21 protein-coding genes are annotated in these 24,284 nt (G+C 54.1%); 12 read left to right on the top strand and 9 right to left on the bottom strand.

Going from position 1 to position 24,284, the window contains the following annotated elements; genetic code table 11:
• Positions 1-136 precede the first annotated feature (136 nt).
• From ACTS9Y_RS05115 to ACTS9Y_RS05090, 6 genes are all read left to right on the top strand, one after another.
• Complete coding sequence (locus ACTS9Y_RS05115) at positions 137-6,061, top strand: alpha-2-macroglobulin family protein (protein ID WP_442584899.1); 5,925 nt, start codon at positions 137-139, stop codon at positions 6,059-6,061.
• Positions 6,058-8,247, top strand: coding sequence for a penicillin-binding protein 1C (gene pbpC, locus ACTS9Y_RS05110; RefSeq protein WP_442584898.1), 2,190 nt, complete (start codon positions 6,058-6,060; stop codon positions 8,245-8,247). The genes ACTS9Y_RS05115 and pbpC overlap by 4 nt, the downstream gene beginning before the upstream one ends.
• A 1,230-nt stretch (positions 8,248-9,477) precedes the next feature.
• The gene (locus tag ACTS9Y_RS05105) at positions 9,478-11,061 is read left to right on the top strand and encodes a Na+/H+ antiporter (RefSeq protein ID WP_442584897.1); all 1,584 of its coding nucleotides are present in this window, start codon (positions 9,478-9,480) and stop codon (positions 11,059-11,061) included.
• 218 nt (positions 11,062-11,279) lie between these two features.
• A complete protein-coding gene (locus tag ACTS9Y_RS05100) occupies positions 11,280-11,501 on the top strand; it encodes a hypothetical protein (RefSeq protein WP_442584896.1) in 222 nt (73 codons plus the stop codon).
• Positions 11,502-11,550: 49 nt separating this feature from the next.
• Entirely contained in the window at positions 11,551-11,973 is a 423-nt protein-coding gene (locus tag ACTS9Y_RS05095) for a YeeE/YedE family protein (RefSeq protein WP_442584895.1), read from the top strand.
• A gap of 28 nt (positions 11,974-12,001) precedes the next feature.
• Positions 12,002-12,421, top strand: a complete 420-nt coding sequence (locus tag ACTS9Y_RS05090; RefSeq protein ID WP_442584894.1) for a DUF6691 family protein — start codon at positions 12,002-12,004, stop codon at positions 12,419-12,421.
• Here the strand turns inward: ACTS9Y_RS05090 and ACTS9Y_RS05085 are convergent.
• Positions 12,418-12,858 (bottom strand): hypothetical protein, encoded by a 441-nt coding sequence (locus ACTS9Y_RS05085; RefSeq protein ID WP_442584893.1) that lies wholly within the window; start codon positions 12,856-12,858, stop codon positions 12,418-12,420. The two genes, ACTS9Y_RS05090 and ACTS9Y_RS05085, sit on opposite strands and share 4 nt — an antisense overlap.
• Positions 12,859-13,025: 167 nt before the next feature.
• Here ACTS9Y_RS05085 and ACTS9Y_RS05080 point away from each other — a divergent pair, with 167 nt between their 5' ends.
• From ACTS9Y_RS05080 to ACTS9Y_RS05065, 4 genes are all read left to right on the top strand, one after another.
• A complete protein-coding gene (locus ACTS9Y_RS05080) occupies positions 13,026-14,024 on the top strand; it encodes a helix-turn-helix domain-containing protein (protein ID WP_442584892.1) in 999 nt (332 codons plus the stop codon).
• Positions 14,025-14,232: 208 nt separating this feature from the next.
• Positions 14,233-14,688, top strand: coding sequence for a (2Fe-2S)-binding protein (locus ACTS9Y_RS05075; RefSeq protein ID WP_442584891.1), 456 nt, complete (start codon positions 14,233-14,235; stop codon positions 14,686-14,688).
• Positions 14,689-14,699: 11 nt separating this feature from the next.
• Complete coding sequence (locus tag ACTS9Y_RS05070) at positions 14,700-16,862, top strand: molybdopterin cofactor-binding domain-containing protein (RefSeq protein WP_442584890.1); 2,163 nt, start codon at positions 14,700-14,702, stop codon at positions 16,860-16,862.
• Between the two features lie 6 nt (positions 16,863-16,868).
• Entirely contained in the window at positions 16,869-17,852 is a 984-nt protein-coding gene (locus ACTS9Y_RS05065) for an XdhC family protein (RefSeq protein WP_442584889.1), read from the top strand.
• A gap of 1 nt (position 17,853) precedes the next feature.
• Here the strand turns inward: ACTS9Y_RS05065 and ACTS9Y_RS05060 are convergent, their stop codons facing one another.
• From ACTS9Y_RS05060 to ACTS9Y_RS05030, 7 genes are all read right to left on the bottom strand, one after another.
• Positions 17,854-18,450, bottom strand: coding sequence for a nucleotidyltransferase family protein (locus tag ACTS9Y_RS05060; RefSeq protein ID WP_442584888.1), 597 nt, complete (start codon positions 18,448-18,450; stop codon positions 17,854-17,856).
• A gap of 88 nt (positions 18,451-18,538) precedes the next feature.
• Entirely contained in the window at positions 18,539-18,946 is a 408-nt protein-coding gene (msrB, locus tag ACTS9Y_RS05055) for a peptide-methionine (R)-S-oxide reductase MsrB (RefSeq protein ID WP_442584887.1), read from the bottom strand.
• Positions 18,840-19,820, bottom strand: a complete 981-nt coding sequence (gene msrA, locus ACTS9Y_RS05050; RefSeq protein WP_442584886.1) for a peptide-methionine (S)-S-oxide reductase MsrA — start codon at positions 19,818-19,820, stop codon at positions 18,840-18,842. Before msrA ends, msrB begins: the two co-directional genes overlap by 107 nt.
• Positions 19,817-20,278 carry a DoxX family protein gene (locus tag ACTS9Y_RS05045; protein WP_442584885.1) on the bottom strand — a complete coding sequence of 154 codons (462 nt, stop codon included), beginning with the start codon at positions 20,276-20,278 and terminating at the stop codon, positions 19,817-19,819. Before ACTS9Y_RS05045 ends, msrA begins: the two co-directional genes overlap by 4 nt.
• Positions 20,229-20,513, bottom strand: a complete 285-nt coding sequence (locus tag ACTS9Y_RS05040) for an HvfC/BufC family peptide modification chaperone (protein ID WP_442584884.1) — start codon at positions 20,511-20,513, stop codon at positions 20,229-20,231. The genes ACTS9Y_RS05045 and ACTS9Y_RS05040 overlap by 50 nt, the downstream gene beginning before the upstream one ends.
• A complete protein-coding gene (locus ACTS9Y_RS05035) occupies positions 20,486-21,268 on the bottom strand; it encodes a DUF692 domain-containing protein (RefSeq protein WP_442584883.1) in 783 nt (260 codons plus the stop codon). The genes ACTS9Y_RS05040 and ACTS9Y_RS05035 overlap by 28 nt, the downstream gene beginning before the upstream one ends.
• 29 nt (positions 21,269-21,297) lie before the next feature.
• Positions 21,298-21,534, bottom strand: coding sequence for a hypothetical protein (locus ACTS9Y_RS05030; protein ID WP_442584882.1), 237 nt, complete (start codon positions 21,532-21,534; stop codon positions 21,298-21,300).
• Between the two features lie 165 nt (positions 21,535-21,699).
• On the opposite strand from ACTS9Y_RS05030, the gene ACTS9Y_RS05025 reads away from it, so the two are divergent.
• A complete protein-coding gene (locus ACTS9Y_RS05025; RefSeq protein ID WP_442584881.1) occupies positions 21,700-22,242 on the top strand; it encodes a sigma-70 family RNA polymerase sigma factor in 543 nt (180 codons plus the stop codon).
• Positions 22,239-22,880, top strand: coding sequence for a DUF1109 domain-containing protein (locus tag ACTS9Y_RS05020; RefSeq protein WP_442584880.1), 642 nt, complete (start codon positions 22,239-22,241; stop codon positions 22,878-22,880). The genes ACTS9Y_RS05025 and ACTS9Y_RS05020 overlap by 4 nt, the downstream gene beginning before the upstream one ends.
• Positions 22,881-23,009: 129 nt before the next feature.
• Here the strand turns inward: ACTS9Y_RS05020 and ACTS9Y_RS05015 are convergent, their stop codons facing one another.
• On the bottom strand, positions 23,010-24,026 hold the full coding sequence (locus ACTS9Y_RS05015) for a trypsin-like peptidase domain-containing protein (RefSeq protein WP_442584879.1): 1,017 nt from the start codon (positions 24,024-24,026) through the stop codon (positions 23,010-23,012).
• Between the last annotated feature and the right edge of the window lie 258 nt (positions 24,027-24,284).

The raw sequence follows: 24,284 nt of genomic DNA, 5'->3' as shown, positions 1-24,284 counted from the left end.
GGCAAGTGTAGCCAAAGCTGGTTACACTTAAACCATACTGCACATGGCGTTTATGATTGTTGACACCATGTCTCAAAAACCAACAGGCAACATAAAAAACACCCGCCAGCCGGACATAAAAAGTAAAAGGATATACATGAGCGCATTGAAGATTGTGTTGTTAAGCATGCTGTTGCTAAGCAATAGTGTTGATGCCGCACCTGCGAGCACTGCTGTCACCGTACAATCTTTCTCGCCGCAAGGTGAAGTCAAAGCGGTGCGCCAGGTAAGCGCTCGCTTTTCTGAAGCCATGGTGGCATTTGGCGACCCCAGGCTTGAATCCCCTTTTGATATTAGCTGCCCTGTGGCTGGCAACGGGCACTGGGCGGATGGCCGCAACTGGGTTTATGATTTTGACAGTGACTTGCCCGCCGGCCTTAAATGTACTTTCACGCCTAAACCTGGCCTCAAAAGCCTGAATGAAGTGATGATCGAGCGTCGCGCGTTCAGCTTCACAACTGGCGGTCCGGCCATACAGATCTCCCACCCTTATGAAGGCAATGAGGCGATTGATGAGGAGCAGGTGTTCCTGCTGGGGCTGGATGCGCCTGTCAGTATTGATTCAGTGAAAAAATACGCCGCCTGTAGCATCAAAGGGGTGGGTGACCGTATTCCCTTGAAGATGATCGAAGGCAGTCAACGCGACAAGATCCTGGCCGAGCAGGCTTCCCGTGCCAGTAACTTCTTTCAGGTGCTGACTAAAAACGCGCGCGTGGGCATCCTGGAAGTCAAAGATAACCGCCTGAAAAACGCCAATGTCATCGTTGCCCAATGCGACCGCAAATTACCGGCAGGCAGTGAAGTGACGTTGTGGTGGAACAAAGGCATCGCCTCTACTTCAGGCATAGTCACTGCGCAAAACCAGTCGCTGCAATTCCGTGTGCGTGAGGCATTCAAGGCGACTGTGAGTTGCACACGCACCAACCCCAAAGCCGGTTGCGTGCCGGTGCTGCCAATCACAGTGCAATTTACGGCCCCGGTGGCGCGTGACCTTGCCAGTAAATTACTGCTGAAGACGGCTGATGGCAAACAGATAGCACCGGTGATCGCCAAAAGTGATACCGGTAACACGGTGGAGTCGGTGTCTTTCCGCGGGCCATTTGCCGAAAAAAGTGTGGTCAGCCTGTCATTGCCTTCAGGGTTTGAAGATGACGCGGACCGTTCGCCTGTCAACATGGCGGCTTTCCCGCTGAAACTCAATATCGATGAAGACCCGCCGTTGATCAAATTCCCTTCCCGCTTCGGTATCCTTGAGCAACATGCCCAGCCGGCGCTGCCTGTGAGTGTGCGCAATGTCGAGGCAACACTGACTGGCGTGCAATTGCAATCGGGTACCTCATCGACCAGTCAAGGCGTGGTGGGCAGGCTGGCACTGGACGATGATGCTACGCTGGCCGAATGGTTTTTCCGGGTGACCAGGCACCCCGGCAACACGCTGGATAGCGCGTTTGAGAAACAGCACAAACGCTACCCACGTGAAGGTGAGATCCCGTTGCTGATGGATCAAGCCGGGAATGCTGGCTTCAAAACCAGCCCGTTACAACTACCGCGCGCCCACGGCGACAAAACGTTCGAGCTGATAGGCGTGCCGCTGAAAAAGCCCGGTTTTTACGTGGTTGAATTCGCCAGTGACCGTCTCGGCGCAACCTTGCATGGTGAGCACAAACCCTATTATGTGTCTTCCAGCGCGTTGGTCACCAATATGGCGGTGCACCTGAAACAGGGCCGCGAATCGTCACTGGTGTGGGTGACGCGGCTGGATAACGCGCAACCTGTAAGCAATGCCAGCGTGCGTGTCTCCACTTGCGAAGGCCGCACGCTATGGGAAGGCAAAACCGATAGTAAAGGCATGGCCCATATCGAAAAAGAATTGTCTGACGGCTATTACAACCATTGCTATGGATTACTGGCAACGGCGCGTAAGGATGACGACATGTCGTTTGTGTTTTCATCCTGGGATGACGGTATCAGCCCGTGGCAATTCAACCTGGGTGGCGGCTCGACCGGCACGCCGCTGATTGCGCACACGGTATTTGACCGCCCGCTTTTCCGCGCGGGCGAAAAAGTGGCTATGAAGCATTTTATCCGCGTGCGCACCGGCAAGGGGTTCAACCTGGCCGAGCAGCAGCCGGATACCATCAGCATCGTGCATGAAGGTAGCGGTGAGAAATACGATATCGACGTGGCCTGGTCTAACGCTGCCGGTGTCTCCACCTGGGAGATTCCTAAAGAAGCCAAGCTGGGGACTTACTCGGTGTCCATGATGGCCGGGCAGCATATGTTGTCGTCAGGCTCATTCCGCGTTGAGCAATACCGGGTGCCGCTGATGAAAGCGGTGTTGAAAGCACCCGCGCAGCCATTGGTGAATGGCAACCAGTTATCGATTGATGCACAACTGAATTACCTGGCTGGTGGCGCTGCCGCCGGCGCACCAGTGAAATTCCGTAGCCGCCTGGTGCGCTACCCGCTGCAATACAGCCAGTTTGAAGATTTCAGTTTTGGCGGGCGCATCCCCAAAGAAGGCATAGAGGCCGTACAACCTTATTCTTATGACCCGGAAATGGAAGAGGGCGCAGAAAATGAGGCCACTGACACTGCTGCCACTGCCAAAAACTACCCGGCAAAAACGGTCAATCTGTCGCTGGATGGCAACGGCGGCGCCAGGGTGACTTTCGACAAATTGCCCAAGGTGCAGGAATCACATGCGCTTGAAGTGGAAATGGAATACACCGACCCCAACGGGCAGATTTTAAATGCTGCCACGCAGGCGATGATCCTGCCTTCAGCGTTGTCACTGGGCATGAAGATAGAAGGTTTTTTTGCCACCAAAGAGCGGCTGGCGTTCAAGGTATTAGCCGTGGATGCTGCGGGCAAGCCTTGGGCAGACCGCAAAATATATGTTGAAGCGTATACCCGTAAAACCTACGCCTACCGCAAGCGCATGTTGGGCGGATTTTATGCCTATGAGCAGACCGCGGAAGTGAAGCATGCAGGCACGGTTTGCAATGGCAGCACAGATAAACGCGGCATGCTGATATGCGATGGGGCAGCGCCGGAGTCCGGTGAGATCATCCTGGTGGCTACTGCCAAAGACACTTTGGGCAACGTCGCTGTCGCCAGTAACGAAGTGTATGTCGCCGATGACAATGCCTGGTTCGACACCTCACAAAGTGACCGCATCGATTTACTGGCAGATAAACGGGCTTATGAGCCAGGGGAAACCGCGCGCTTTGAAGTACGCATGCCTTTCCGCAAAGCCACCGCCCTGGTGACTGTTGAACGTGAAGGCATCCTGGATTCATTCGTGGTACCTGTCAGCACCAGTTCGCCATTTATCAAAGTGCCGATTGCCAGCCACTATGGCCCCAACGCCTACGTCTCGGTGATGGTGGTGCGTGGCCGCATAGACCCGGAAGTGACGGGTCAGTTTTCCTGGCTCAAACGCATGGTATACCGCGTCGGCATCTTCTTCGGCCTGGTCAAGAAAATGCCGGTGGAAATCGATACGCGGCCTACTGCACTAGTGGACCTGACCAAACCGGCTTTCAAGCTCGGTATGACGCAGATACGTGTCGGTTGGCAGGCCTACAGCCTCAAAGTGAAGGTAGAGCCTGACCGCCAGGCCTATCATGTGCGCGACAAGGCACGCGTAAAACTCACGGTGACCGATCCGGCAGGCAAACCTGCAGCCAACGCTGAAGTCGCCTTGGCAGCCGTGGATGAAGGCCTGCTGCAACTGGCGAAACCGCAATCATGGAGTTTGCTGGAAGCGATGATGGAGCGCCGCCCGATTGAGGTGCGCACCTCGACCGCACAATCACAAGTCATAGGCAAACGCCATTTTGGCAAAAAAGCCGTTGCCCCTGGCGGCGGCGGCGGCCAGGGCGCCAATGCACGTGAGCTGTTTGATACTTTGCTGCTATGGAAACCCAGCCTGAAACTGGATGCGCGGGGCCAGGCAGTGGTCGATGTGCCATTGAATGACTCTTTGACTTCTTTCCGCATCGCGGCGATTGCCCATGCCGGTGCCATGCGTTTTGGTACGGCATCGACCCTGATCCGCAGTGGGCAGGAAGTCATGCTGTTCTCCGGCTTGCCGCCGTTTGTGCGTGAAGGTGATCATTTCAATGCCATGGTCACGGTACGCAATGGGGCTGAGCGGCCTTTGACGCTGGACGTTTCAGTGACGGATGATGCCAGCCAGACCCCGCATACCCAACGCGTGACTTTGAAGCCGGGGCTGGGTGCTACCTTGTCTTTCCCCGCTGTTGTGCCACTCAATGTTAGTCAACTGAACTGGGCGATTAGCGCTAAGGAAGTCGTTACTGGCAAGCAGCCAAAACCAGCACAAGATCAGCTGAAAATAGCACAGCAAGTCGGTGCGGCTTATCCGGTGCGTGTCTACCAGCAAACCTTGCAGCAACTAAATGTCGAAGCACAGAATGATGCACCGTGGACATTTTCCGTGCAGCAACCAGCAGGTGCGATTGCCGGACGCGGGGGCGTGGATATTCAGCTGACACGCTCACTGGCGGGCAACCAGGATGCACTGCGCGAATGGATGCGCCGCTATCCCTATGTGTGTCTGGAGCAGCGTGCTTCAGTCGCTATCACCCTGGGGAATGAAGACAGCTGGAACCGGGTGATGAACAGCCTGGCTGCGCATCTGGACCAGGATGGTCTGGCCAGGTACTTCGCCATCGACTGGTTGCAGGGTGATGATACCTTGACCAGTTACCTGCTGCGTATTGCCGATGAAGCCCAGTACACGATTCCGGAAGGGCCGCGCGAACGCTTGTTGAAAGGGCTGGAAGACTTTGTCGCCGGACGTATCCACCGCTATGGCAGTCTGCAATCGGCCGATCTGACCCTGCGCAAACTGGCTGCGATTGATGCCCTGGCCAGGTATGAACGGGCGCGCCCGGCCATGCTGGATTCACTGGAGATCAGCCCTAATCTGTGGCCCAGCTCAGGCGTGATCGACTGGATATCGATTTTGCAACGTTTGCCGGAAATCGCCGAACACGATGAGAAGCTGAAACAGGCACGCCAGATACTGCAATCGCGGCTGATGTTCTCTGGCACCAGCATGAGTTTCTCCACCGAGAAGCAGGATTACCTATGGTGGCTGATGGTGTCCCCTGACCTCAATGCGGTACGGGCATTGCGCCTGCTGGCCGAAGACCCGGAGATGGAGGCAGCGGATATCGGCCGCCTTGCGCGTGGCGCCCTTGCACGTCAGGTGAATGGCCATTGGAGCACCACTGTCGCCAATGCCTGGGGCGCGACTGCGCTGCGGTATTTCCAGGACCATTTTGAGAAAACACCAGTGGCGGGCACTACCCAGGTCAAGTTGGGTGAGCAAGCGCAATCCCTCCATTGGTCAGAAGCCAAAACAGCCGCACAACAGGACCCGCGCCATACTGACCCGACCAGGGGCACGCCTATGGGTGCCGGGATGGCCACGCATTTTGCATGGCCTAAAACCGCCACTCCACTCGCCATCCAGCATCTGGGTGCTGGCAAGCCGTGGGCATTTGTCACCTCTAAAGCCGCTTTGCCGCTGGATAAACCTTTGTTTGCCGGCTACAAACTCAAACGCACGGTCACCGCCATAGAGCAAAAAAACAGCGGTCAATGGCAACGTGGTGATACTTACCGGGTGCAACTGGAAATCGACGCGCAAAGTGATATGACCTGGGTGGTGGTGAATGACCCGGTGCCCGCAGGCGCGACGATCTTAGGCAGTGGCCTGGGGGGCGACTCCAGCCAGTTGTCGGCCGGGGAGAAGAAAGCTGGCTGGCAGCGCCCGGCGTTTGAAGAACGTGCGTTCGATGGTTTCCGTGCTTATTATGCCTATGTGCCCAAAGGCAAATTCAGTATCGAATACACCGTGCGCCTGAATAATGCAGGCCGCTTCGCCATGCCATCCAGCCGTGTGGAAGCGATGTATGCGCCGGAAATATTTGCTGAAATCCCGGTGCCTGCGCTGGAAGTCAAACCGGAGACACAGGCCAGGTGACGCGCAAACAAACGCTGCTGGCAGCACTGACGCTTGCCGTCATTGTTGCCAGTGGCTGGGTGTTCTTCACACCCACGCCCACTTTTGAGCAAGCCAAAGCGGCTACCCACAGTTCAGAAGCTGTGTTGCTGGACCGCGACGGCCAGGTGCTACAACGCCTGCGCCTGGACAAGCACCGCCGCATGCTGGAATGGACGCCGTTACAGGAAATCTCGCCAACGCTACAGCAAGCGGTGCTGGTGGCAGAAGATAAACGTTTTTATCGCCATACAGGCATTGATTTACTGGCGGCGGGTTCTGCATTGATAGATAACCTGCATCGTACCCGCGCCAGGGGCGCCAGTACCATCAGCATGCAACTGGCAAAGCTGCTAAACGAAGCTGACTATCGAACCGGGCAACATAATTGGTCAGCAAAACTCAGGCAGATCCGCCTGGCACTGTCGCTAGAGCTGCACTGGACTAAACCGCAAATACTCGAAGCCTACCTTAACCGCGTGACTTTTCGCGGCGAACTGGTCGGGATCGATGCGGCCGCCAGAGGCTTGCTGGCAAAAGGCCCGAATGGGCTGGATAACATTGATGCGGCCATTCTGGCATCGTTGATCAAATCACCGGGCGCTGCGCGTAGCCGATTGGCTAAACGTGCCTGCGCGACCTTACAGGCCATGCCAGCCAGCGCAAATATCTCCGCAAAAAAACAGTCTTGCCTCGATGTGGAAATGCGCACCGCGCTACTGCCCTCGCGCCCGTTCCCCATCCCCGGTATTGATGACGCACCGCATCTCGCACGCCACTTGCTGACCAGAAATGGCCAACGCCTACAAAGTAGCGTCGATGCCAGCTTGCAGCGCTTTGCGCGCAACACCTTGCGCACCCACCTGGCGCAATTGACAGACCAGAATGTAGAAGACGGCGCGGTTATCGTGCTTGATAACCAGCGTGGTGAAGTGCTTGCTTATGTCGGCTCCAGCGGCGATCTGTCTGGCGCAGCAGAAGTCGATGGCGTGTCTGCCTTACGCCAGCCTGGCTCTACCCTGAAACCTTTTTTGTATGCGCTGGCCATCGATCAGGGCTGGCTGAATGCGAGTTCTGTGCTGGATGACTCACCGCTGGCGCTGACTACGCCTTCCGGACTCTATATCCCACAAGATTACGACAGGCACTTTCAGGGCGCAGTCAGCGTACGCACCGCTTTGGGTGCATCGCTCAATGTGCCAGCCATCCGCACCCTCACGCTGCTAGGGGTAGACCCGTTTCTGGCAACGCTGAGAGAAGCAGGGCTCATTAGCCTGACCCGCGATGCAGACCATTATGGTTTTGGCCTGGCACTCGGTGGTGCAGAAACCACCCTGCTGCAACTGACCAACGCCTACCGCGTACTGGCGAATGGCGGCCAATGGCATGCGGTCAGCTTTGTCCCCACTGCAAACCCCAACACTGCGGCAGCAGATAAAAAACCCGTATTCAGCCCGCAAGCCAGCTTTATCATAGGCGACATCCTCTCTGACCCCGGCGCACGCACCATCACCTTTGGTCTTTCCAGCCCGCTCTCCACCCGCACCTGGGCAGCGGTAAAAACCGGCACCAGCAAGGCCATGCGTGATAACTGGGCCATAGGTTACACAGATCGCTACACGGTTGGCGTATGGGTAGGTAACTTTTCCGGGGCGCCGATGTGGGATGTGTCAGGTATCACCGGCGCAGCGCCGGTCTGGCGCGATATTGTGGAATACCTGCACCAGTCAAGGCACAGCCAGCAACCCGCCGCGCCAGTAGGCCTGCTGCATCAGAAGGTGCGCTACCAGCCAGCCATAGAGGCACCCAGGCAGGACTGGCTGATGCAACGCGACAATGCCACGCAGGCACACAGCAATCAAACTATCCTCATCAATGTCACCCCGGCATCCGCCATGCTGATTGCGCCACCGGACTCTGCCATCATTGCGCCAGATCCGGATATTCCCCAGCAACGGCAAGCATTGCTATTGCAGTCTGGTGGTCATGGTAAGTCTTGCCTGTTCCTGGATGATAGGCCTGTGGCGGTGTGCGGGAAAACTAAAGTGTTAGTGCCTCTCCCGCTACCGGGTAAACATAGGCTGACGCTGACGGATACACAGGGGAAGCTGCTGGACACCCATGTATTTGAGGTGCGAGGGCTGAACTTGCCGATGAAAGCAAATTAAAACCTCTGAGCACACAGTCCACAATTGCAGACTTTAAAACTGATACCCGTCATGGAGTGATTCACTTAGGCAGAGGGATGCTACAGTTTGCTACTTCGTCATTCTGGCGGAGGCCAGAATCCAGGCAAGGTTCATGCATCACTTGGTTACAGTAGAGAGCGAGTGTTTCATTTGCAGGTGGTTTTAGAAAGTAATTCTTTGGCTGGTTAAGCATTATCTTTTCACTCTCTATTGCAACATTCCTTTTCGCCCCTAGGCGAGTGACTTTTCTTTGCTTGCCCAAAGAACAAGTCACCAAAAGAAAGGGCACCCTAGCTTCCGCTTGTATCCTGCGTTGCTCATCAACGTGGGCGTCCAACGAAACTCGCCCTGACAAGCCACACAGAGCGTGGCTTGTTGCGGAACTCGAACAGCCGCTGGCCGAAGGCTCCCACGCTGACTGCGCTACTCGGCGCGTCAGATAGGGGCCCGTGAAAAGCACTACGCGGTTACTTCATTGAAAAGCCTCTCACATTGAATCCCGCTCAACCTGTGAAGTAAAACAAAGCATGAAAACAAAACAAGAAAACCCGACAAAACAATTGAATTGGTTTGTTGGGCTTACATGATTTAGAAATTAAGGTAGTTCCTTAGCGCCCTGAATGCCATGCTGTTAACCAACATTCCATCGTGGTGGTTTAAATCGGGCCCCTATCTGACGCGCCGAGTAGCGCAGTCAAAATAAGGAGGAAGGGAGCGACTGTCTGAGTTCCGCGGTGGCTTGCGTTGTGTGTAAGCCGCTAGGGCGAGTTTCGCGACCGCTTATTTTGATGAGCAACGCAGGACATAAGCGGAAGCTAGGGTGTCTTGTTCTTTGCCTTCTTTCTTATGGACAAGCATAAGAAAGAGGGTCGCCTAAAGGCGAAAAGCAGTGGTGCAATGGAGCAGCGAAATCGTACGCTTAACCACCCAAAGAAATACCGATTAAAACTTCTAGCAAGTGGAACGCTTGCTCCTTATTGCAACCATGCTAAGCATCGGCCTCGTCTGGATACTGGCCTACGCCAGAATGACAATCAGTAAAAAAGAGTATCTGTTTCTCACATAATCCCCCGTATCTCAAACGCACGAAACCGCTGTGACATCCTCCACTAATACGAGCGATTAAGCATCCACATAAAATCCCAGGATTAAAGGTAATATCTATACTTTGCCGTTGTACCAACAGCTGTTCAATATTGAAAAATCTTTATGACCAATGAATTCTATTTCAACCTGATTCTGTTGTTTCTGGTCGCCATTATCGGCCTGGAACTCGTCGCCAAAAAACTCCGCCTGCCTCCCGCCGTAGCGCAGCTGGTCGGTGGGGCGATCATTGCTTTTTTACCGGGATTACCCGCATTTGAGATCGACCCTGCGCTGGTGTTGGTGGTGTTTTTACCGCCTTTGCTGATGGATGGCGCTTATTTCACTGTCTGGCATGAATTCCGCCGCCATCTGACGGGCATCCTGTTGTTAGCCATAGGCGCGGTGATGTTCACGACGCTGGTGGTAGGCCTTGCCTTGCATGCCTGGAACCCAAGCTTGCCATGGGCGGTATGTTTCGCGCTGGGGGCGATTGTGTCACCGCCGGATGCGATTGCGGCCAAGGCCGTGTTGCAGCGGGTCGCGTTGCCGCGCAAATTGATGGTGTTGCTTGAAGGTGAGAGCCTGCTCAATGACGCTACCGGCCTGGTGTTGTACAAGTTTTCGATCGCCGTGGTGTTGACCGGGGTGTTTTCCATGCAAAGTGCTTTGGGAGACTTTGTATTGCTCAGCGTTGGCGGCGTGTTGCTGGGTGCGGCTTTCGGTTATCTGGTCTATAAAATCATCGGCTACCTGGAAGATACGGCATTGATGATCCTGGCCTCGGCGTTGCCGGGCTGGATCTGTTATGTCGTTGGCGAACACTTGGGCGTTTCTGGCGTGATTGCCACTGTGACTTACGGCATGATGCTGGGCTGGTACCAGCACGAAATCATGACCGCCACCGCCCGCAGGCGCGGCAGTGCCTTTTGGGAGATCATGATATTCATACTGGAGTCACTGGTGTTTATCCTGATCGGGTTATCCTTGCGCGGTGTATGGGAGCGGATAGAGCACGCCGAAAAATCATGGGCGGCTTACAGTGTTGAAGTGCTGCTGGTGCTGGGCGTCGTGATTATCTCGCGGTTCGTGTGGATTTTTGCGGTAGACGCCATCGCCAGGCTGTTCAAGCAGCATCCGCAAAAAACGCATTTACAGACTAACTGGCGCGAATCATTTATTAAAAGCTGGGCAGGCATGCGTGGCGTGGTCACGCTGGCAGCGGCGTTGGCTGTGCCCGCGCAAGTGCCGGGGCGTGACCTGATGTTGTTATGTGCGTTTGCCGTGATTCTGGTGACCGTGCTGGTGCAGGGGACCAGCATAGGCTGGTTGATCCGCGTGCTCAAGATCAAACACGTGGCGCATGAGCAAATGTATCTCAACGAGCCGCAAACCTGGGCCAAGCTCGAAGCCGTGCAGTTTGAGGTTGTCAAACAACTGGCGCATGACGAGACTGGCGAAGTGATACATCCGCGCTTGCTGGAGCAATATGGCTACCGTGCCAATTTATCCCACACCTTGAAAGACGCACATGCATTGCCTGCCGATGTACGCAAAGCCCATTTTGATGTGGTATTGGCGGCGGTGGCGGCCGGGCGCGAAGAGCTGCTCAGGTTGCACCGCTCTGGGCAGATTCATGATGAATTACTGCATATGATGGAGCGCGACCTGGATATCCAGGAAATCGCGGCTTTGCACACCCGCGGTTGAAGATGGCGTGAATCCACATTTTTTGTGGATAACTTTTGGGATGTGCTGTGGGTGGATGCTGTAACATATTGATTATATAAGATAATTAAGGGGTGATTAAAATAAGGGCGTTACCTGAAGTGCTTGAATATGCGTGACAAACACAATTTTTTGTGTGTTGTCGGCAAGCAAAACCCGGCGTAGGATAGAGACACCATAAGCCATGTTGGGGGAAAGTGATGAAAAAGCTTTTTTATATCGACTATCCGCAAGAGCATTTCGAGGGCCAGGCGCATCGCTATCGCTGCGCGTTCTGCAAGCAGGAAACCACCAAGATCAACGGTCGGCTGGAAGGGCATTTAGCCAGTTGCGAATTCCGCATTGCCATGGAAAAGGTGGGTTTTGAGTGTAACCAGAACCTGCCACGGCAAAGCCTGGAGACCACAGACGAAGAAGATTAATGTTGCGTACCGCTGGCATATCAACCCACATTAACCAAGAGCTTTCGCTATGAGCAACTTTACACCCTGGCAATCCCTGATCGGTGGCTTACTGATCGGTTTCTCCACCCTGTTGTTAATCCGCTGGCTGGGCAAAGTGGCAGGCATCAGCGGCATTGTCGGGCAGCTCTGGTCGGGGAATGCCAGTGATAAAGCATGGCGGCTGGCGTTTGTCATTGGCCTGCTGGTCTCGCCATTGGTTTATCAAGTATTCACACCACTGCCGGCCGTGCAGATTGAAGCCGGGTTGCCGGTTTTGGTGCTGGCAGGTCTGCTGGTCGGTTTTGGCACGCGCCTGGGCTCAGGTTGTACCAGCGGCCATGGCGTCTGCGGCTTATCGCGCTTGTCACTGCGTTCGCTGGTGGCTACGCTGACCTTTATGCTGGTTGCCATCCTGGTGGTGGGGGTCAGCCGTCATTTGTTACAAGCTTGAGAGAAAAACACATATGAGGACGCACAATATGGTGAACTTGATTGCATTGCTGGCCGGGCTGATTTTCGGGTTAGGCCTGATCATAGGGGGTATGACTAACCCGGCCAAAGTGCTGGCATTTCTGGATCTCACCGGTGACTGGGATCCTTCACTGGCTTTTGTCATGCTGGGCGCCATCGCCATCGGCTATTTTGCCTTTCGCGAGGCCAAACAGCGCACCTGGAGTGTGTTGGGTTTGTCTATCGATTTGCCAAAAACGACAGGCATAGACCGGCCACTTGTGATCGGTGCGGTGCTCTTTGGCATAGGCTGGGGCCTGGCTGGTTTTTGTCCCGGCCCGGCGGTGGCTTCGGTGTTGGTTGGAAGCAGTGCCGTGTGGATATTCGCTGCCAGTATGCTGGCCGGGATGGGGCTGTACACACTGGCAGAACGGCAGGGCTGGCTTTAATCGCGGTTAAACGTAGCTTTCAGTACCAATACCGACGCCTTACCAAAGCCATAACTGGTGGTTAACAGGCTGGCAAACAGAAAGTATTGAAATAGCATGGGTGGCGGTACTTCCGGGGTATCCAGCCCGGGAAAGATCGCCATCAGCAAAAACAGGCTGGAATTGGTGAAAGCGCCTATCACCATTGCCCAGCGCACATGCCAGGGCAGCGGCGTGCGCGTGGCGGCAATGCCGAAAATCAGCGCTGTCATGAGCAAGAAATCAATATGCGCCTGCAACAGGCGCGTGAATTTTCCGGCAAACACGGCTTTAAAAGGCGCTACCCCAAAATTAAGGCCCACCATGCACCAGGCCAGTATCAGTGCCATGATCAACCAGCACGCCGCGCCACGCAGTAGCATGCGGTGAGCTTGTTCAGATGATTTAAGTGTTGTCATATTTCCCCCTTTGAATGTGAGTGACTAGCATAGCCCGCCACACGCGACAGGCTAGCCTGAGGCAGTATTGAAAGTTGACTGAAACGGAACTGGCTTGCTTGCGCTACGGCGAGGGTTGTGACTAAATCTGCATCAAATAAGATAGCATGGGGTGAAGGGAGCACGCTATGACAATGCAAGTCGTCGCTGACATCGGCCGCAGGTTCTCAACTGAAGATATCCAGCCCTGGCATCGTAAAGCCTGGCTGCGCGAAGTCATAGGCCGCGAATATGCCGATGTGGAGATCATCCCGCCCGCGACTGCGCCCCTGTTTAATGAAATGACGCTCTACCCGTGGCAGGATCTACAGTTATCGGTCATTCATTCCAACAGCATCACCATAGAGCGCGGTGCGCGTGAAATCAGCCATCCCGAGCTGGATAATTATTTCGCAGTATTGTTGCTCAAAGGGCGTTATGTCTTGCAGCAACAGGGCAGGGAAGTCTTTCTCAAACCTGGCGATATGACGCTCTACGATGCCACGCGACCACACCGTATTCATTGCCCGGAAGCGTTTTCCAAGCTGATCGTGGCGATTCCGCGTGCCTTGTTACACCGGCAGTTACCCGTCGCCGGGCATTACACTGCCATGCGTTTGCACGGTGAACAAGGCATGGGTGCCATGCTGTCACCGCTTATTCAAAACCTGAGCCAGCAGTTACACCAGCTTTCAACGCAGAGTTTCAATGCCAGCGCGCATAGTGTGGTTGAGCTGCTCGGGCTGACCTTGCGTGAACTGGTCGAGCCCGACTTGCATCTGTCACACAGCCGCGCGCTCTCCTTGCTCAAGGTCAAGCAATGGGTTGCCAGTCATTTGCAGGATGGTGAGTTAAATAGTGAAATGGTGGCGGCTGCCAATGGCTTATCGAGCCGCTATATCAACCAGTTATTTGCCGAAGAACACACGGCGTTGATGCGTTATGTCTGGCAACAGAGGCTGGCACATAGTGCTCAATTGCTGACCCGCAGCAACTGGCAGCACCGCAGCGTTTCAGAGATTGCATTGGCGAGCGGGTTTAATGATTTTTCGCATTTCAGTCGCGTCTTTAAGCAGCGCTTCGGGCAGTCGCCTCGCGCTTACCGGCAACAATCTGCGCGTCAGGATTCAGTAGTCATTACGACATGACTGATTTCCGGCATGGGAAAACCTCTTCTCATCTCACTTGATAAAAGTCTGGATGGAATGAATTTTTCTGAATTATCCGGCTAAATCTGTTCATACATACAACCATGTATGTTAGGATGGTTTCATAAAGATGAGACTCCACAGCAGGGTTTCGCACACTGACCTGAACGTCTGTCACTAACGTCCGTCACCAAGGAACCCTTACCCCATGAAACTCAATATCAATGGCAAAGAAACAGAATTAAACGTCAGCGATGATATGCCCATTTTATGGGCGATTCGCGATATCGCCGGTTTGACCGGTACCAAGTTTGGCTGTGGCATGGCCATGTGCGGCGCGTGTACGGTGCACCTGGATGGTCAGGCTATCCGCTCCTGCGTAACGCCAGTGAGCGCCGCCGCCGGTAAAAAAATCACCACCATTGAAGCCATGCAGGATGACAAAGTCGGCCAGGCCGTGCAAGCCGCCTGGCAACAGATCGATGTCGTGCAATGCGGTTATTGCCAGTCTGGCCAGATCATGTCGGCCGCCTCTTTGCTCAGGCAAAACCCCAAACCTAGCGACGCCGATATCGATGCCGCCATGAGTGGCAATATCTGCCGTTGCGGGACGTATCAACGCATACGCGTAGCGATACACCAAGCTGCCGAAAAACTGGCTTAAGGAGAGCGATGATGAGTGAAGTGATGAATCTTTCCCGGCGCAGTTTTATTAAAACCACTGCGCTGGTGGCCGGTGGTCTGGTGGTGGCATTTACGATTCCGCAGGCAAAACGGTTTATGGCTGTGGCTAATGCCGCCGAATCGCTCAAGCTACCGCCGCCGAATGCGTTTCTTAAAATAGGTGCGGATGACAGTATTACCGTCTTGCTTGCGCACAGTGAAATGGGGCAGGGTATCTGGACCACGTTGTCCATGCTGATCGCCGACGAACTGGATGCCGACTGGAGCAAAATCAGGGTTGAGCACGCACCTGCAGCACCGGCATACGTCCACACCGCGTATGGTATTCAGATCACCGGCGGGTCATCGACCACCTGGTCTGAATTTGAGCGCTATCGCCAGGCGGGTGCATTGACCCGTGCCTTGCTATTGCAAGCTGCCGCCAAGCAATGGCAGGTGCCGGTGGAAAGCCTGCGTACCGAAAATGGATATGTGATCAATGGCACAAAAAAACTGAGTTACGGGCAACTGGTGGAAACCGCCAGTACGCTGGAAACCCCGAAAAATGTCACGCTGAAAAAACCGGAACAATGGAAGTTTATCGGCAAACCAACCAAGCGCCTGGATAGTGCCGACAAGATTAACGGTGTTGCCAAGTTTGGCCAGGATGTGCAATTTGATGGTCTGAAGATCGCCATGGTGGCGCGCGCGCCGGTGTTTGGCACCAAACTTAAATCGTATGATGATACGGCTACACGCAAGATTCCGGGCGTGATCAAGGTCGTCAAAGTGCCGACAGGTGCTGCCGTGATTGCCGAACACTACTGGGCTGCCAAGCAGGGTCGTGAAGCGCTGAAGCTGGAGTGGGATTTAGCCAACCATGACAAACCGGATACTGCGCAATTACTCAAAGAATATCAGGCGCTGGCGCAGAAGCCTGGCGTACAGGCCGCGAAGGCGGGTGATATTGCCAGTGCCGGTAAACAGGCCGCGCAAACCTTAACTGCCGAATACGTATTGCCTTTCCTCTCGCACGCGCCTATGGAGCCTTTGAATTGCGCAGTGAAGATCACTGACAAAGGTTGCGAGATCTGGACCGGTACCCAGATGCAAACTACCGATCAGGCGGCTGCGGCCAAAATACTGGGGTTGAAACCTGAGCAGGTGAATATCCATACCCAGTTCCTTGGTGGCGGTTTTGGCCGTCGTGCGAATCCGCGGGCAGACTTTGTTTCAGAAGCAGTGGAAGTTGCCAAAGCGGCGGGCTTGCCGGTGAAAACCGTGTGGAGCCGTGAAGATGATGTCAAAGGCGGCTTTTACCGCCCGATGTTTGTGCATCGCGCGAGTATCGCGCTCGATAAGCAGGGCAAACCACTGGCATGGCAGCACACACTGGTCGGCCAATCCATTATCAAAGGCACGCCGTTTGAAGGGGTCATGATCAAGGATGGCATTGATGCGACCTCGGTAGAAGGCGTGGCAGATTCGCCTTATGTCAAAGGCACGGCTAATCATCAGGTACATCTGCATTCGGTGCAAAGTGATATCCCTGTGTTGTGGTGGCGCTCGGTCGGGCATAGCCACTCCGGGTTTGTAATGGAAAGTCTGATCGACGAACTGGCACATGCAGCGAAGCAGGATCCACTGGCCTACAGACGCCAGTTACTGAAGGATCATCCACGTCATCTGGCGGCACTCAACCTGGCGGCAGATAAAGCCAGCTGGGGCAAGCCATTGCCAGCCGGGGTGTTCCGCGGCATTGCTGTACATGAATCTTTTGGCAGTTATGTGGCACAGGTGGCAGAAGTGTCGGTGACAGAAGGTGAAGTCAAAGTGCATCGCGTGGTGGTCGCCATTGATTGCGGCCTGGCGGTGAATCCTGATGGTGTACAGGCACAAATGGAATCTTCCGTGGCCTATGCGCTAGGCGCGGCGCTGACCAGCGAGATCAGTTTTAAAGACGGCCAGGTGGTGCAATCCAATTTCCACGATTATCAGGTGCTGCGCATGAAAGATATGCCCAAAGTAGAAGTGCATATTGTGCAAAGTAACGAGAAAATGGGTGGTGTCGGTGAGCCGGGCGTACCACCGCTGGCGCCAGCGGTGGCTAACGCCGTATTTGCGGCCACCGGCAAACGCATACGCCGCCTGCCGATCGGTGACCAGCTGGCTTAACCGCGCATGCAATCTTCTGATCACGAAGTCTTGCAGCGCGCCAGCGACTGGCTGCAACAAGGCTATCGCGCGCATTTGTTTACCGTTATCCAGACCTGGGGCTCCGCGCCCCGCCTGCCGGGCGCTATTCTGGTGGTGCGCGAGGACGGGCATCTGGTAGGGTCAGTATCTGGTGGCTGTATTGAAGATGACCTGGCCGATAAAGCCAAGCATCATGAGCTACCCGAGCAGCCAGCGATCCTGGAATATGGCGTCAATCAGGCAGAGGCCCAGCGCTTTGGTATCCCCTGCGGCGGGCAACTCAGGATTTTTTGCGAGCCGCTCAGCCAAGCATCGCAATTGGCACCCATGCTGGAAAGCCTGTCACAACGCCGCTTGCTGAAGCGCTCGGTACATTTAAACAGCGGTGAAGTGCGCCATCACTATGTATTGCCAGAAGGCCAGCCTTACCTGGAAGCCGACTGGTTCCACAGCTATTTCGGGCCGCAATGGCGACTGCTGATCATAGGTGCCAACCAGTTAGGTTCAGTGCTGGCCGCCATGGCGCAGGCGCTGGATTTTCATGTCATGATCTGTGATCCGCGTGAAGAAATGCACGCCGAATGGCATGTAGAAGGCGCCGACTGGTTGCCCGGCATGCCGGATGATGTGGTACTGGAGATCGCACCTGACCCGCATACTGCCATAGTCGCCGTCACGCATGACCCGAAACTGGATGATATGGCCTTGCTGGAAGCATTGAAATCACAGGCGTTTTATATTGGTGCGCTGGGTGCCGTGAAAAACCAGGAAAAGCGCAAGCAGCGACTGCGCAGTTTTGATTTAAGCGAGCAGGAAGTCAACCGTTTGCATGGACCGGTCGGGCTCAGGATAGGCAGCCGCACCCCTGCCGAGATTGCGGTAGCGATACTGGCCGAACTGATACAGGAACGCTCGCAAGTGCAACAGGCAGGTCTCTCTCAAGCAGGCCAAACCAGGGCTGTTGCCTGAATCAAGGCAAATCTGCCGGGGTATCAATATCCTGCAAAATGCCCTCATCATCGCAGGCTAGCAAACACACTTCATGTTGATGGGCGCGTAACACTTCGCGTGCGCCCTGGTCACCACTCACCGCAAGCAGTGCCTGCGCAAACCGGCTGGCAAAGCCAACCGGATGCCCGCGCTGGCCGTTACATGTGGGTTGCACGATGGCAGAAAACTTCAATTGATCCGCGACTTTTCGGATGGTGACTGGCTGGATAAAAGGCATATCCGCCAGTGCGATGACAAAGCCGGTGGCGTCAGGAAAAGCAGCCTGGGCAGCACGCACACCCAGTTTCAGGCTATCTGCCATCTCCGTCGCCTTTGCCTCGCAGGGTGTGACTCGATAACCCTGAGTCACCAGCGCCTGTTGCAACACCGTATTCTCTTGCCGCACTACGGACACTGCGTTGGGCAAGGCGTCTATGAATGCGCGAGCAGCAGTTTCGGCGACAGATAAGCCATGGGCTAGTGGATGCAGCAGCTTATCCTGCTGGCCAAAACGGCGTGAAAACCCGCCTGCCAGTAAAATCCCGACAATAAGCGATTGCTGCGCAGTCTCTGTCACAAATATCCTTGCAAATTAGCGAAGGCCATATTATTAATCATGTCGCGTCACTTTAAACGATTTGATTTTGAATAGACTCGCGCTAGCTTTAAATAGTCTTATCCTTTTTATCAGGCACAAATTTCAAAACTGCACTGTTAATGCAATAGCGCTTACCAGTCGGCGGCGGGCCATCATCAAACACATGGCCCAGATGGATACCTGAACTGGCGCTTAATACTTCTGTGCGGCGTGCGCCATGGCTTATGTCTTCTTTTAATACCAGTGCGCCGGGCAATGGGTCAAAGAAACTCGGCCAGCCGGTGCCGCTATTAAATTTTTTGTCACTGCGGAATAAGCGCTCACCTGATACCGGGTCAACATAATAACCGGCGGCGTGATTATCCAGATTAGAGCCGGTGAACGGCATCTCTGTGCCTTTCTCGAAGGCGATTTTTCTTTGCTCGGGACTGAGTTTGCGCGCCCAACCAGCGCCAGAAACGCAGTTTATTGCCATCATAGCCGGTGTAACGTGCTGCTTCCTTGCCGTTTTCAAACAGGACGATAGTAGGTGTTGCCCATAGATCCTCCTTCAGTGCCCAGCTAGCAGGGGCCTGGGTCGCGTAAGTTTTAGTGATGCCAACATCGGATTTCCACTGGCTCATGATGTCTTTTTCAAATGCTTTGCAAAAATTGCATACTTCAGACTCGAACACCACCAGTTGCTGGGTTGCCAGTTTCTTGCCATCCAGCGGCGCAATGGCAATTGGCGCAGCCACGCTATTGCCAGGAAAAGCCACGCCAGTGCCGCCCAGGCCGCAATAGCCATTCGGGTTTTTCTTCAGGTACTGCTGGTGATAGCTTTCCGCCGGGTAAAACGCTTTCAGCGGCGTGATCTCAGTGGTGATCTTGCCTAAACCGGCTTTACTTAAAGCCTGCTGGTAAATATCACGGGTTTGCAGGGCCGCCTTTTGCTGACTGCCCGAGCTGTAAAAAATCGCACTGCGATAGTTGGAGCCCACATCATTACCCTGGCGGTTGCCCTGGGTAGGGTCATGATTCTGCCAAAACGCCGCAAGTACTTTGTCCAGCGAAGTCACACGGCTGTCGTAAGTGACTTTTAGCGCCTCGGCATGTGTGGCAGGTTTGTTAGAATGACCTCCTTTAGAGACTGACTCATAAGTGGGGGAGGGGTTGCTGCCACCGGCATAACCGACTTCGGTTTTGATCACGCCGGGGATTTCACTCATGCGTTTTTCGGCGCCCCAGAAGCAGCCCATGCCTAAGACCACCGTGTCGGGAGGCGGCGTACTTTCCGCACTTGCTGGCACAGAAAAACAAACAAACAGGCACAGCAATAATGCGCTTTTCAAACCTTGTATGCGTTTCATGGTGATGACTCCTTCACGCTGTAGCGTCCGCTACCTTGCGTCAAAATGGTGAACAACATCAGCGCCAGCATCAGTGGTACTTTAAATCCCAGTCCGGCTTCGGTGTCGATCTGGTTCCAGCCAGCCCAGCCTAGATCAAAATGCACTGTGTAGATGGCGACAAAGGTGATAAATAGCAAACCTAGCGCTGCCAATCGGCTATAAAAGCCTATTAATAAGGCAAATCCAAACACGATTTCGCCGGTGCCCGCCACCACCCAGTTGAGGTCAGCACCCAGTAACGAAAGCGGAAAAGGAAATGACAGGCCACTGAACCACTCCGGCGCATGAATGCCGCCACTGAGTTTGGTATAGCCCGCCAGCAAAAATTCCTGCCCCGCCCATAGCCGGAGGGCTAACAGGCCCAGATCACGCAGGTTGACTATCAGTTTCGCGTGCCAAAAATGCAAGGAACTCATCTTTAAGGTCTCCATAATAATGTGATGTCCAGGCAGACTGGCGTACGAATGCCTGTATTAATGTTTTCCATGCGTCTTCACCCAATTGCGCACGGATAGCCGGAAAATGCGCTTCCACCATCTGGCTGGCGCCCAGGAATACCAGATGCCGATAGGCGCGCATGCCGGCTTCGGTATAGCCGGGTGGCACGACGTCAGTGGCGCCTCTTATATAGAGATAGAAGTCTTCAGGCATGATAGTTGTTGGTTAATAGTGGCAAGTGAGGGGATGTCGTTGTCCCACTCGAGCAAAATGGGGATGTCATATTGCTGATGCAGTGCTAGGGCCGCCTCTCGCGTGTCAGCTTCCACAGGCTGGCTATGCGTATCAATATACAGCCCGAAGCGCTCATCAAATTCGTGGCCTGCCACGTGCATATAAGTCACGCGGTGCATGTCTACCTCGGCTAAAAATTGCCGTAATCCGGCAAGCTGATGGTTCTTATGATTGACCGCGATATTGTTGATATCTAGCAGAATATGGCAGTCAGCCCGCTCCACTACGCGCATGAGGAATTCCGCCTCGCTCATATCGCCGATATTTGTATAGTAGGTGGTATTTTCTACCGCCATCCTGGTGCCCAATATATCCTGCACCTGCTTGATGCGATCACTGATACGGATCACTTCACTATCAGTAAACGGAATCGGGAACAGGTCATACAACTGATGCGCGTCGCCACTGGCGGCCAGGTGGTCTGAGTAATATTCGGCCTGCAGGTCATGCATCAGTTCGCGCACGCTCTTGATAAACGCATGCTGGATGGGCGCGGTGCCTCCCAGATTTAAAGAAACACCATGCAGCCGGACCGGACGACCTGCATCTATGAGTTGGTAGAGGGGCGTCCTGTCACGGCGTATCCAGTTTTCAGGCGCGACTTCAAAGAAATCGGCATCAATCGCTGATACTTCCCACTCATTCATCTCTGTGCGGTAACCCAATCCTGCCATGGTTATTTTCCTTCTTCCTAAAAGCGTGATTATTTTTTAGAACAGGACGCTTCTTTTTTGCTGCAAGAAGATTCTTTTTTGGAACAAGAGGCCTCTTTTTGCTCACCAGCCGCTTCTTTTTTAGAGCAGGAAGCCTCTTTTTTCTCAGAAGAGACTTCTTTTTTACTGCAGGTGCCGGCGCTACATTTTTTCTCCGGTGGGCTACCGGCAAAAGCGCTGGTGGCGATAATGGTGGTGGCAAGTGCAGCTAACTGTTTGATATTCATTTTGAAAACTCCTGTTTAGGTTGAGATGCATTGTGCATGTTGCGGTGCAATATTCACAATGTTCTCTTGCTAATACGTGGCTGTGCAGATTATGGTTACACTCACTGATAAAAATATTTTTTTAAAGTTTCTGTAACCTTTATATCTTCATAAGCGAATAGATCAATGATGAGTGAGGAAGAACTGCGTGCGTTGATGCTGCATGCCCTGGATGGCGATGCCCAGGCGTATCAGGGTTTATTGCAAGGTGCCAGTTCGTTGATCAGGGCCTATTTAAGGCGACGCCTGACCAATGCGCCCGATGAGATAGAGGATCTATTGCAGGAGACACTCCTGGCGATCCATACCAAACGCCATACTTATCTGAGGGATGAGCCATTCACGCCATGGCTATATGCAATTGCGCGCTACAAAATGATCGACTGTATGCGCAGGCGTTCGCACCATGAAGCGCTGAATGACCCTTTTGATGACGAAGCGGAATGGTCGGCGGTGAGTGATGAGGAGGCAAGTGCCTCCAAGAAAGACCTGGACGTGATGCTCGCATCATTGCCAGACAATCAGCGTTTGCCCATACAGCATACCAAGCTGGAAGGGCTATCTGTGGCAGAGGCGGCCGCCATGACAGGCATGTCCATCTCTGCCATTAAAGTGGGTGTGCACCGCGGCATGAAAGCGCTGGCCAGCATGTGGAAGGAGCAGGCATGAAAACCGATGAATTAATCAAGATGCTGTCGACCGGGGTAGAACCTGTCGCGCAGCATGCCAATGAAAAAAGCATAGGCCAGGCATTGCTGGCAGGGGCAGTTATCTCTTTGATATTGCTGGTCGCCATCTATGGCATCCGGCCCGATTTGCGCGTAGTGAGTACCAGCTTTGCTTTCTGGATGAAATTTGGCGTGCCCCTTACCAGTGCACTGCTGGCGCTGATGTTTGTCATCAGCTTGTCTCGCCCGGGCAAGTTTCCCAAAGTGGGTTATTGGGTGTTGTCGCTGCCGGTGCTGGCATTGTGGCTATGGGCTATTGCGACCTGGGCAGGCGCAGATGCAAGCCAGCAGGCGGCCATGCTATGGGGTAAGACCTGGCGCGTCTGCATCATGAATATCACATTCCTGGCACTGCCCGTTGCCGCTTTGACATGGCTGGCGTTACAAAACCTGGCGCCTACACGACCAATCTTGACTGGAGCGATTGCGGGCTGGCTGGCAGGCAGTACAGGCGCTAGCATCTACGCCTTGCATTGCCCGGAAATGGCAGCACCGTTTCTCGCGGTCTGGTATGTGCTGGGGATGCTGGTGCCGACTGCCATTATGGCTTATATCGGGCACCGTAGCTTGCGGTGGTGAGACAGGCCAGTTGGTCCTTAACTCGGTTGAACCCGCCTACCTAGCCATGATCAATACCGACATACCGGCCTGCGCCGGTAACAAGCGCAGGCGTTGACTAAAAGCCTTTTCAACGTTCAGCGGCTTGCGTTAATTACTCTGCTTGAGTTTGGTAATCTGCTGTGCAATCAAATCCCCCTGGGTTTTATCCAGTGCCGAGACGGCAGGTTGTAAGGATTCCAGCGCACTCAGATTATTCTGTACGAGCGCGATGCGCGATAAGGCCAGCATCGCGTCCAGGTCACGCGGGTTAATGGTATAAGCGCGTTTAAAGTCTTTTTCTGCCTGAGGCAGTTGCAGCAAACCTTCTTCCGCCAGGCCTAAAAAATACCAGGCATCTGCCGATTCGGGTTCTTTGCTGCTCCACTCGCTGGCAATGGTTTTCAGCGTTGCCCATTCCTCATTCTGGTAAGGGATCACCACCTGCATAAAATAGGGCCTTTCCGCGATGGGCAGTGCCCAGAAAGGTACTTCCTGGGTTTTCAATGAAACCACATCAGGGCTATCCATCAGCTCCTTGATCCATTCGACAGGTAAGCTGTAGAAGAACGCATGGTGGCCAGGGCTTTTAAATGTCGTCAGGCCAATCAGGTTGAAGTTCTGGTCAAACAGGGCGCCGCCGCTGGAGCCCATGGCGAAAGTCGCGCTGGAACGCACAATCCGGCTACCATCGTAAGCGTAAATGCCTTTGATCGTGCCATAAGATGTTTGCGGCACTGGCGAGCCAGCCGGGAAGCTCAGCGTAAATACTTCTTCTTCGTATTGCAGGGTTTTGCTTTCGCGCATGGCCACAGGTTTAAACGGCAGCGGTGTGAATTTAAGCAGGCACAGATCGCGCCGCCAGTTGGCTTTGAGCCCGGTTGGCTGGTAGCCATCGCGGAATTTGGCGATATTGGCGCCGTTACTATTGGCAATCACATGGCAATTGGTGGCGACATATTCAGGGCTGACCACCACACCAGAACCCCGCCCGTTGGAGCCTCCCGGCAGATCGGTGGTGACCATCACAATCGAGTGTCCCAGTTCCAGTGTATCTACCATGTCCGGCTGAGCGTGCGCCGTCAATACAGTCATTGTTAAATTCAAAAACGCCACGATTGATTTCATGTAAACCCCCGCTTGTCGTCCATTGCTGCCCGTTAAAGTGTAAGTGCTGCCCGTTAAAGTGCAAGTGCTGCCCGTTAAAGTGCAAGTGCTGCCGGTAAAGTGAAGGTATGACCAGGAAAGTAACAAAATGTTTTCAGCATGACACAGATACTGATGTCCGGGTGAGCGATACAAGGCGCTAAGCATTTTCCCCTCTGCGTAAGGAAATTCTGACAGGCAAATAGGCGATATCCTTCTTATTCCTACACGCTGGCACCT

The organism is Methylophilus sp. (assembly GCF_052173275.1).
In the GTDB taxonomy this organism is placed as follows: domain Bacteria; phylum Pseudomonadota; class Gammaproteobacteria; order Burkholderiales; family Methylophilaceae; genus Methylophilus.
Note: the sequence above shows the minus strand (reverse complement) of the source record. Positions and strands in the feature narration are given on the sequence as shown.

Coding starts and splice junctions, on each gene's coding strand:
- ACTS9Y_RS05115 (WP_442584899.1), top strand. CDS start 137: ATGAGCGCATTGAAGATTGTGTTGTTAAGCATGCTGTTGCTAAGCAAT.
- ACTS9Y_RS05105 (WP_442584897.1), top strand. CDS start 9,478: ATGACCAATGAATTCTATTTCAACCTGATTCTGTTGTTTCTGGTCGCC.
- ACTS9Y_RS05100 (WP_442584896.1), top strand. CDS start 11,280: ATGAAAAAGCTTTTTTATATCGACTATCCGCAAGAGCATTTCGAGGGC.
- ACTS9Y_RS05095 (WP_442584895.1), top strand. CDS start 11,551: ATGAGCAACTTTACACCCTGGCAATCCCTGATCGGTGGCTTACTGATC.
- ACTS9Y_RS05090 (WP_442584894.1), top strand. CDS start 12,002: ATGGTGAACTTGATTGCATTGCTGGCCGGGCTGATTTTCGGGTTAGGC.
- ACTS9Y_RS05085 (WP_442584893.1), bottom strand. CDS start 12,858: ATGACAACACTTAAATCATCTGAACAAGCTCACCGCATGCTACTGCGT.
- ACTS9Y_RS05080 (WP_442584892.1), top strand. CDS start 13,026: ATGACAATGCAAGTCGTCGCTGACATCGGCCGCAGGTTCTCAACTGAA.
- ACTS9Y_RS05075 (WP_442584891.1), top strand. CDS start 14,233: ATGAAACTCAATATCAATGGCAAAGAAACAGAATTAAACGTCAGCGAT.
- ACTS9Y_RS05070 (WP_442584890.1), top strand. CDS start 14,700: ATGAGTGAAGTGATGAATCTTTCCCGGCGCAGTTTTATTAAAACCACT.
- ACTS9Y_RS05065 (WP_442584889.1), top strand. CDS start 16,869: ATGCAATCTTCTGATCACGAAGTCTTGCAGCGCGCCAGCGACTGGCTG.
- msrB (WP_442584887.1), bottom strand. CDS start 18,946: ATGGCAATAAACTGCGTTTCTGGCGCTGGTTGGGCGCGCAAACTCAGT.
- msrA (WP_442584886.1), bottom strand. CDS start 19,820: ATGAAACGCATACAAGGTTTGAAAAGCGCATTATTGCTGTGCCTGTTT.
- ACTS9Y_RS05045 (WP_442584885.1), bottom strand. CDS start 20,278: ATGAGTTCCTTGCATTTTTGGCACGCGAAACTGATAGTCAACCTGCGT.
- ACTS9Y_RS05040 (WP_442584884.1), bottom strand. CDS start 20,513: ATGCCTGAAGACTTCTATCTCTATATAAGAGGCGCCACTGACGTCGTG.
- ACTS9Y_RS05035 (WP_442584883.1), bottom strand. CDS start 21,268: ATGGCAGGATTGGGTTACCGCACAGAGATGAATGAGTGGGAAGTATCA.
- ACTS9Y_RS05030 (WP_442584882.1), bottom strand. CDS start 21,534: ATGAATATCAAACAGTTAGCTGCACTTGCCACCACCATTATCGCCACC.
- ACTS9Y_RS05025 (WP_442584881.1), top strand. CDS start 21,700: ATGATGAGTGAGGAAGAACTGCGTGCGTTGATGCTGCATGCCCTGGAT.
- ACTS9Y_RS05020 (WP_442584880.1), top strand. CDS start 22,239: ATGAAAACCGATGAATTAATCAAGATGCTGTCGACCGGGGTAGAACCT.
- ACTS9Y_RS05015 (WP_442584879.1), bottom strand. CDS start 24,026: ATGAAATCAATCGTGGCGTTTTTGAATTTAACAATGACTGTATTGACG.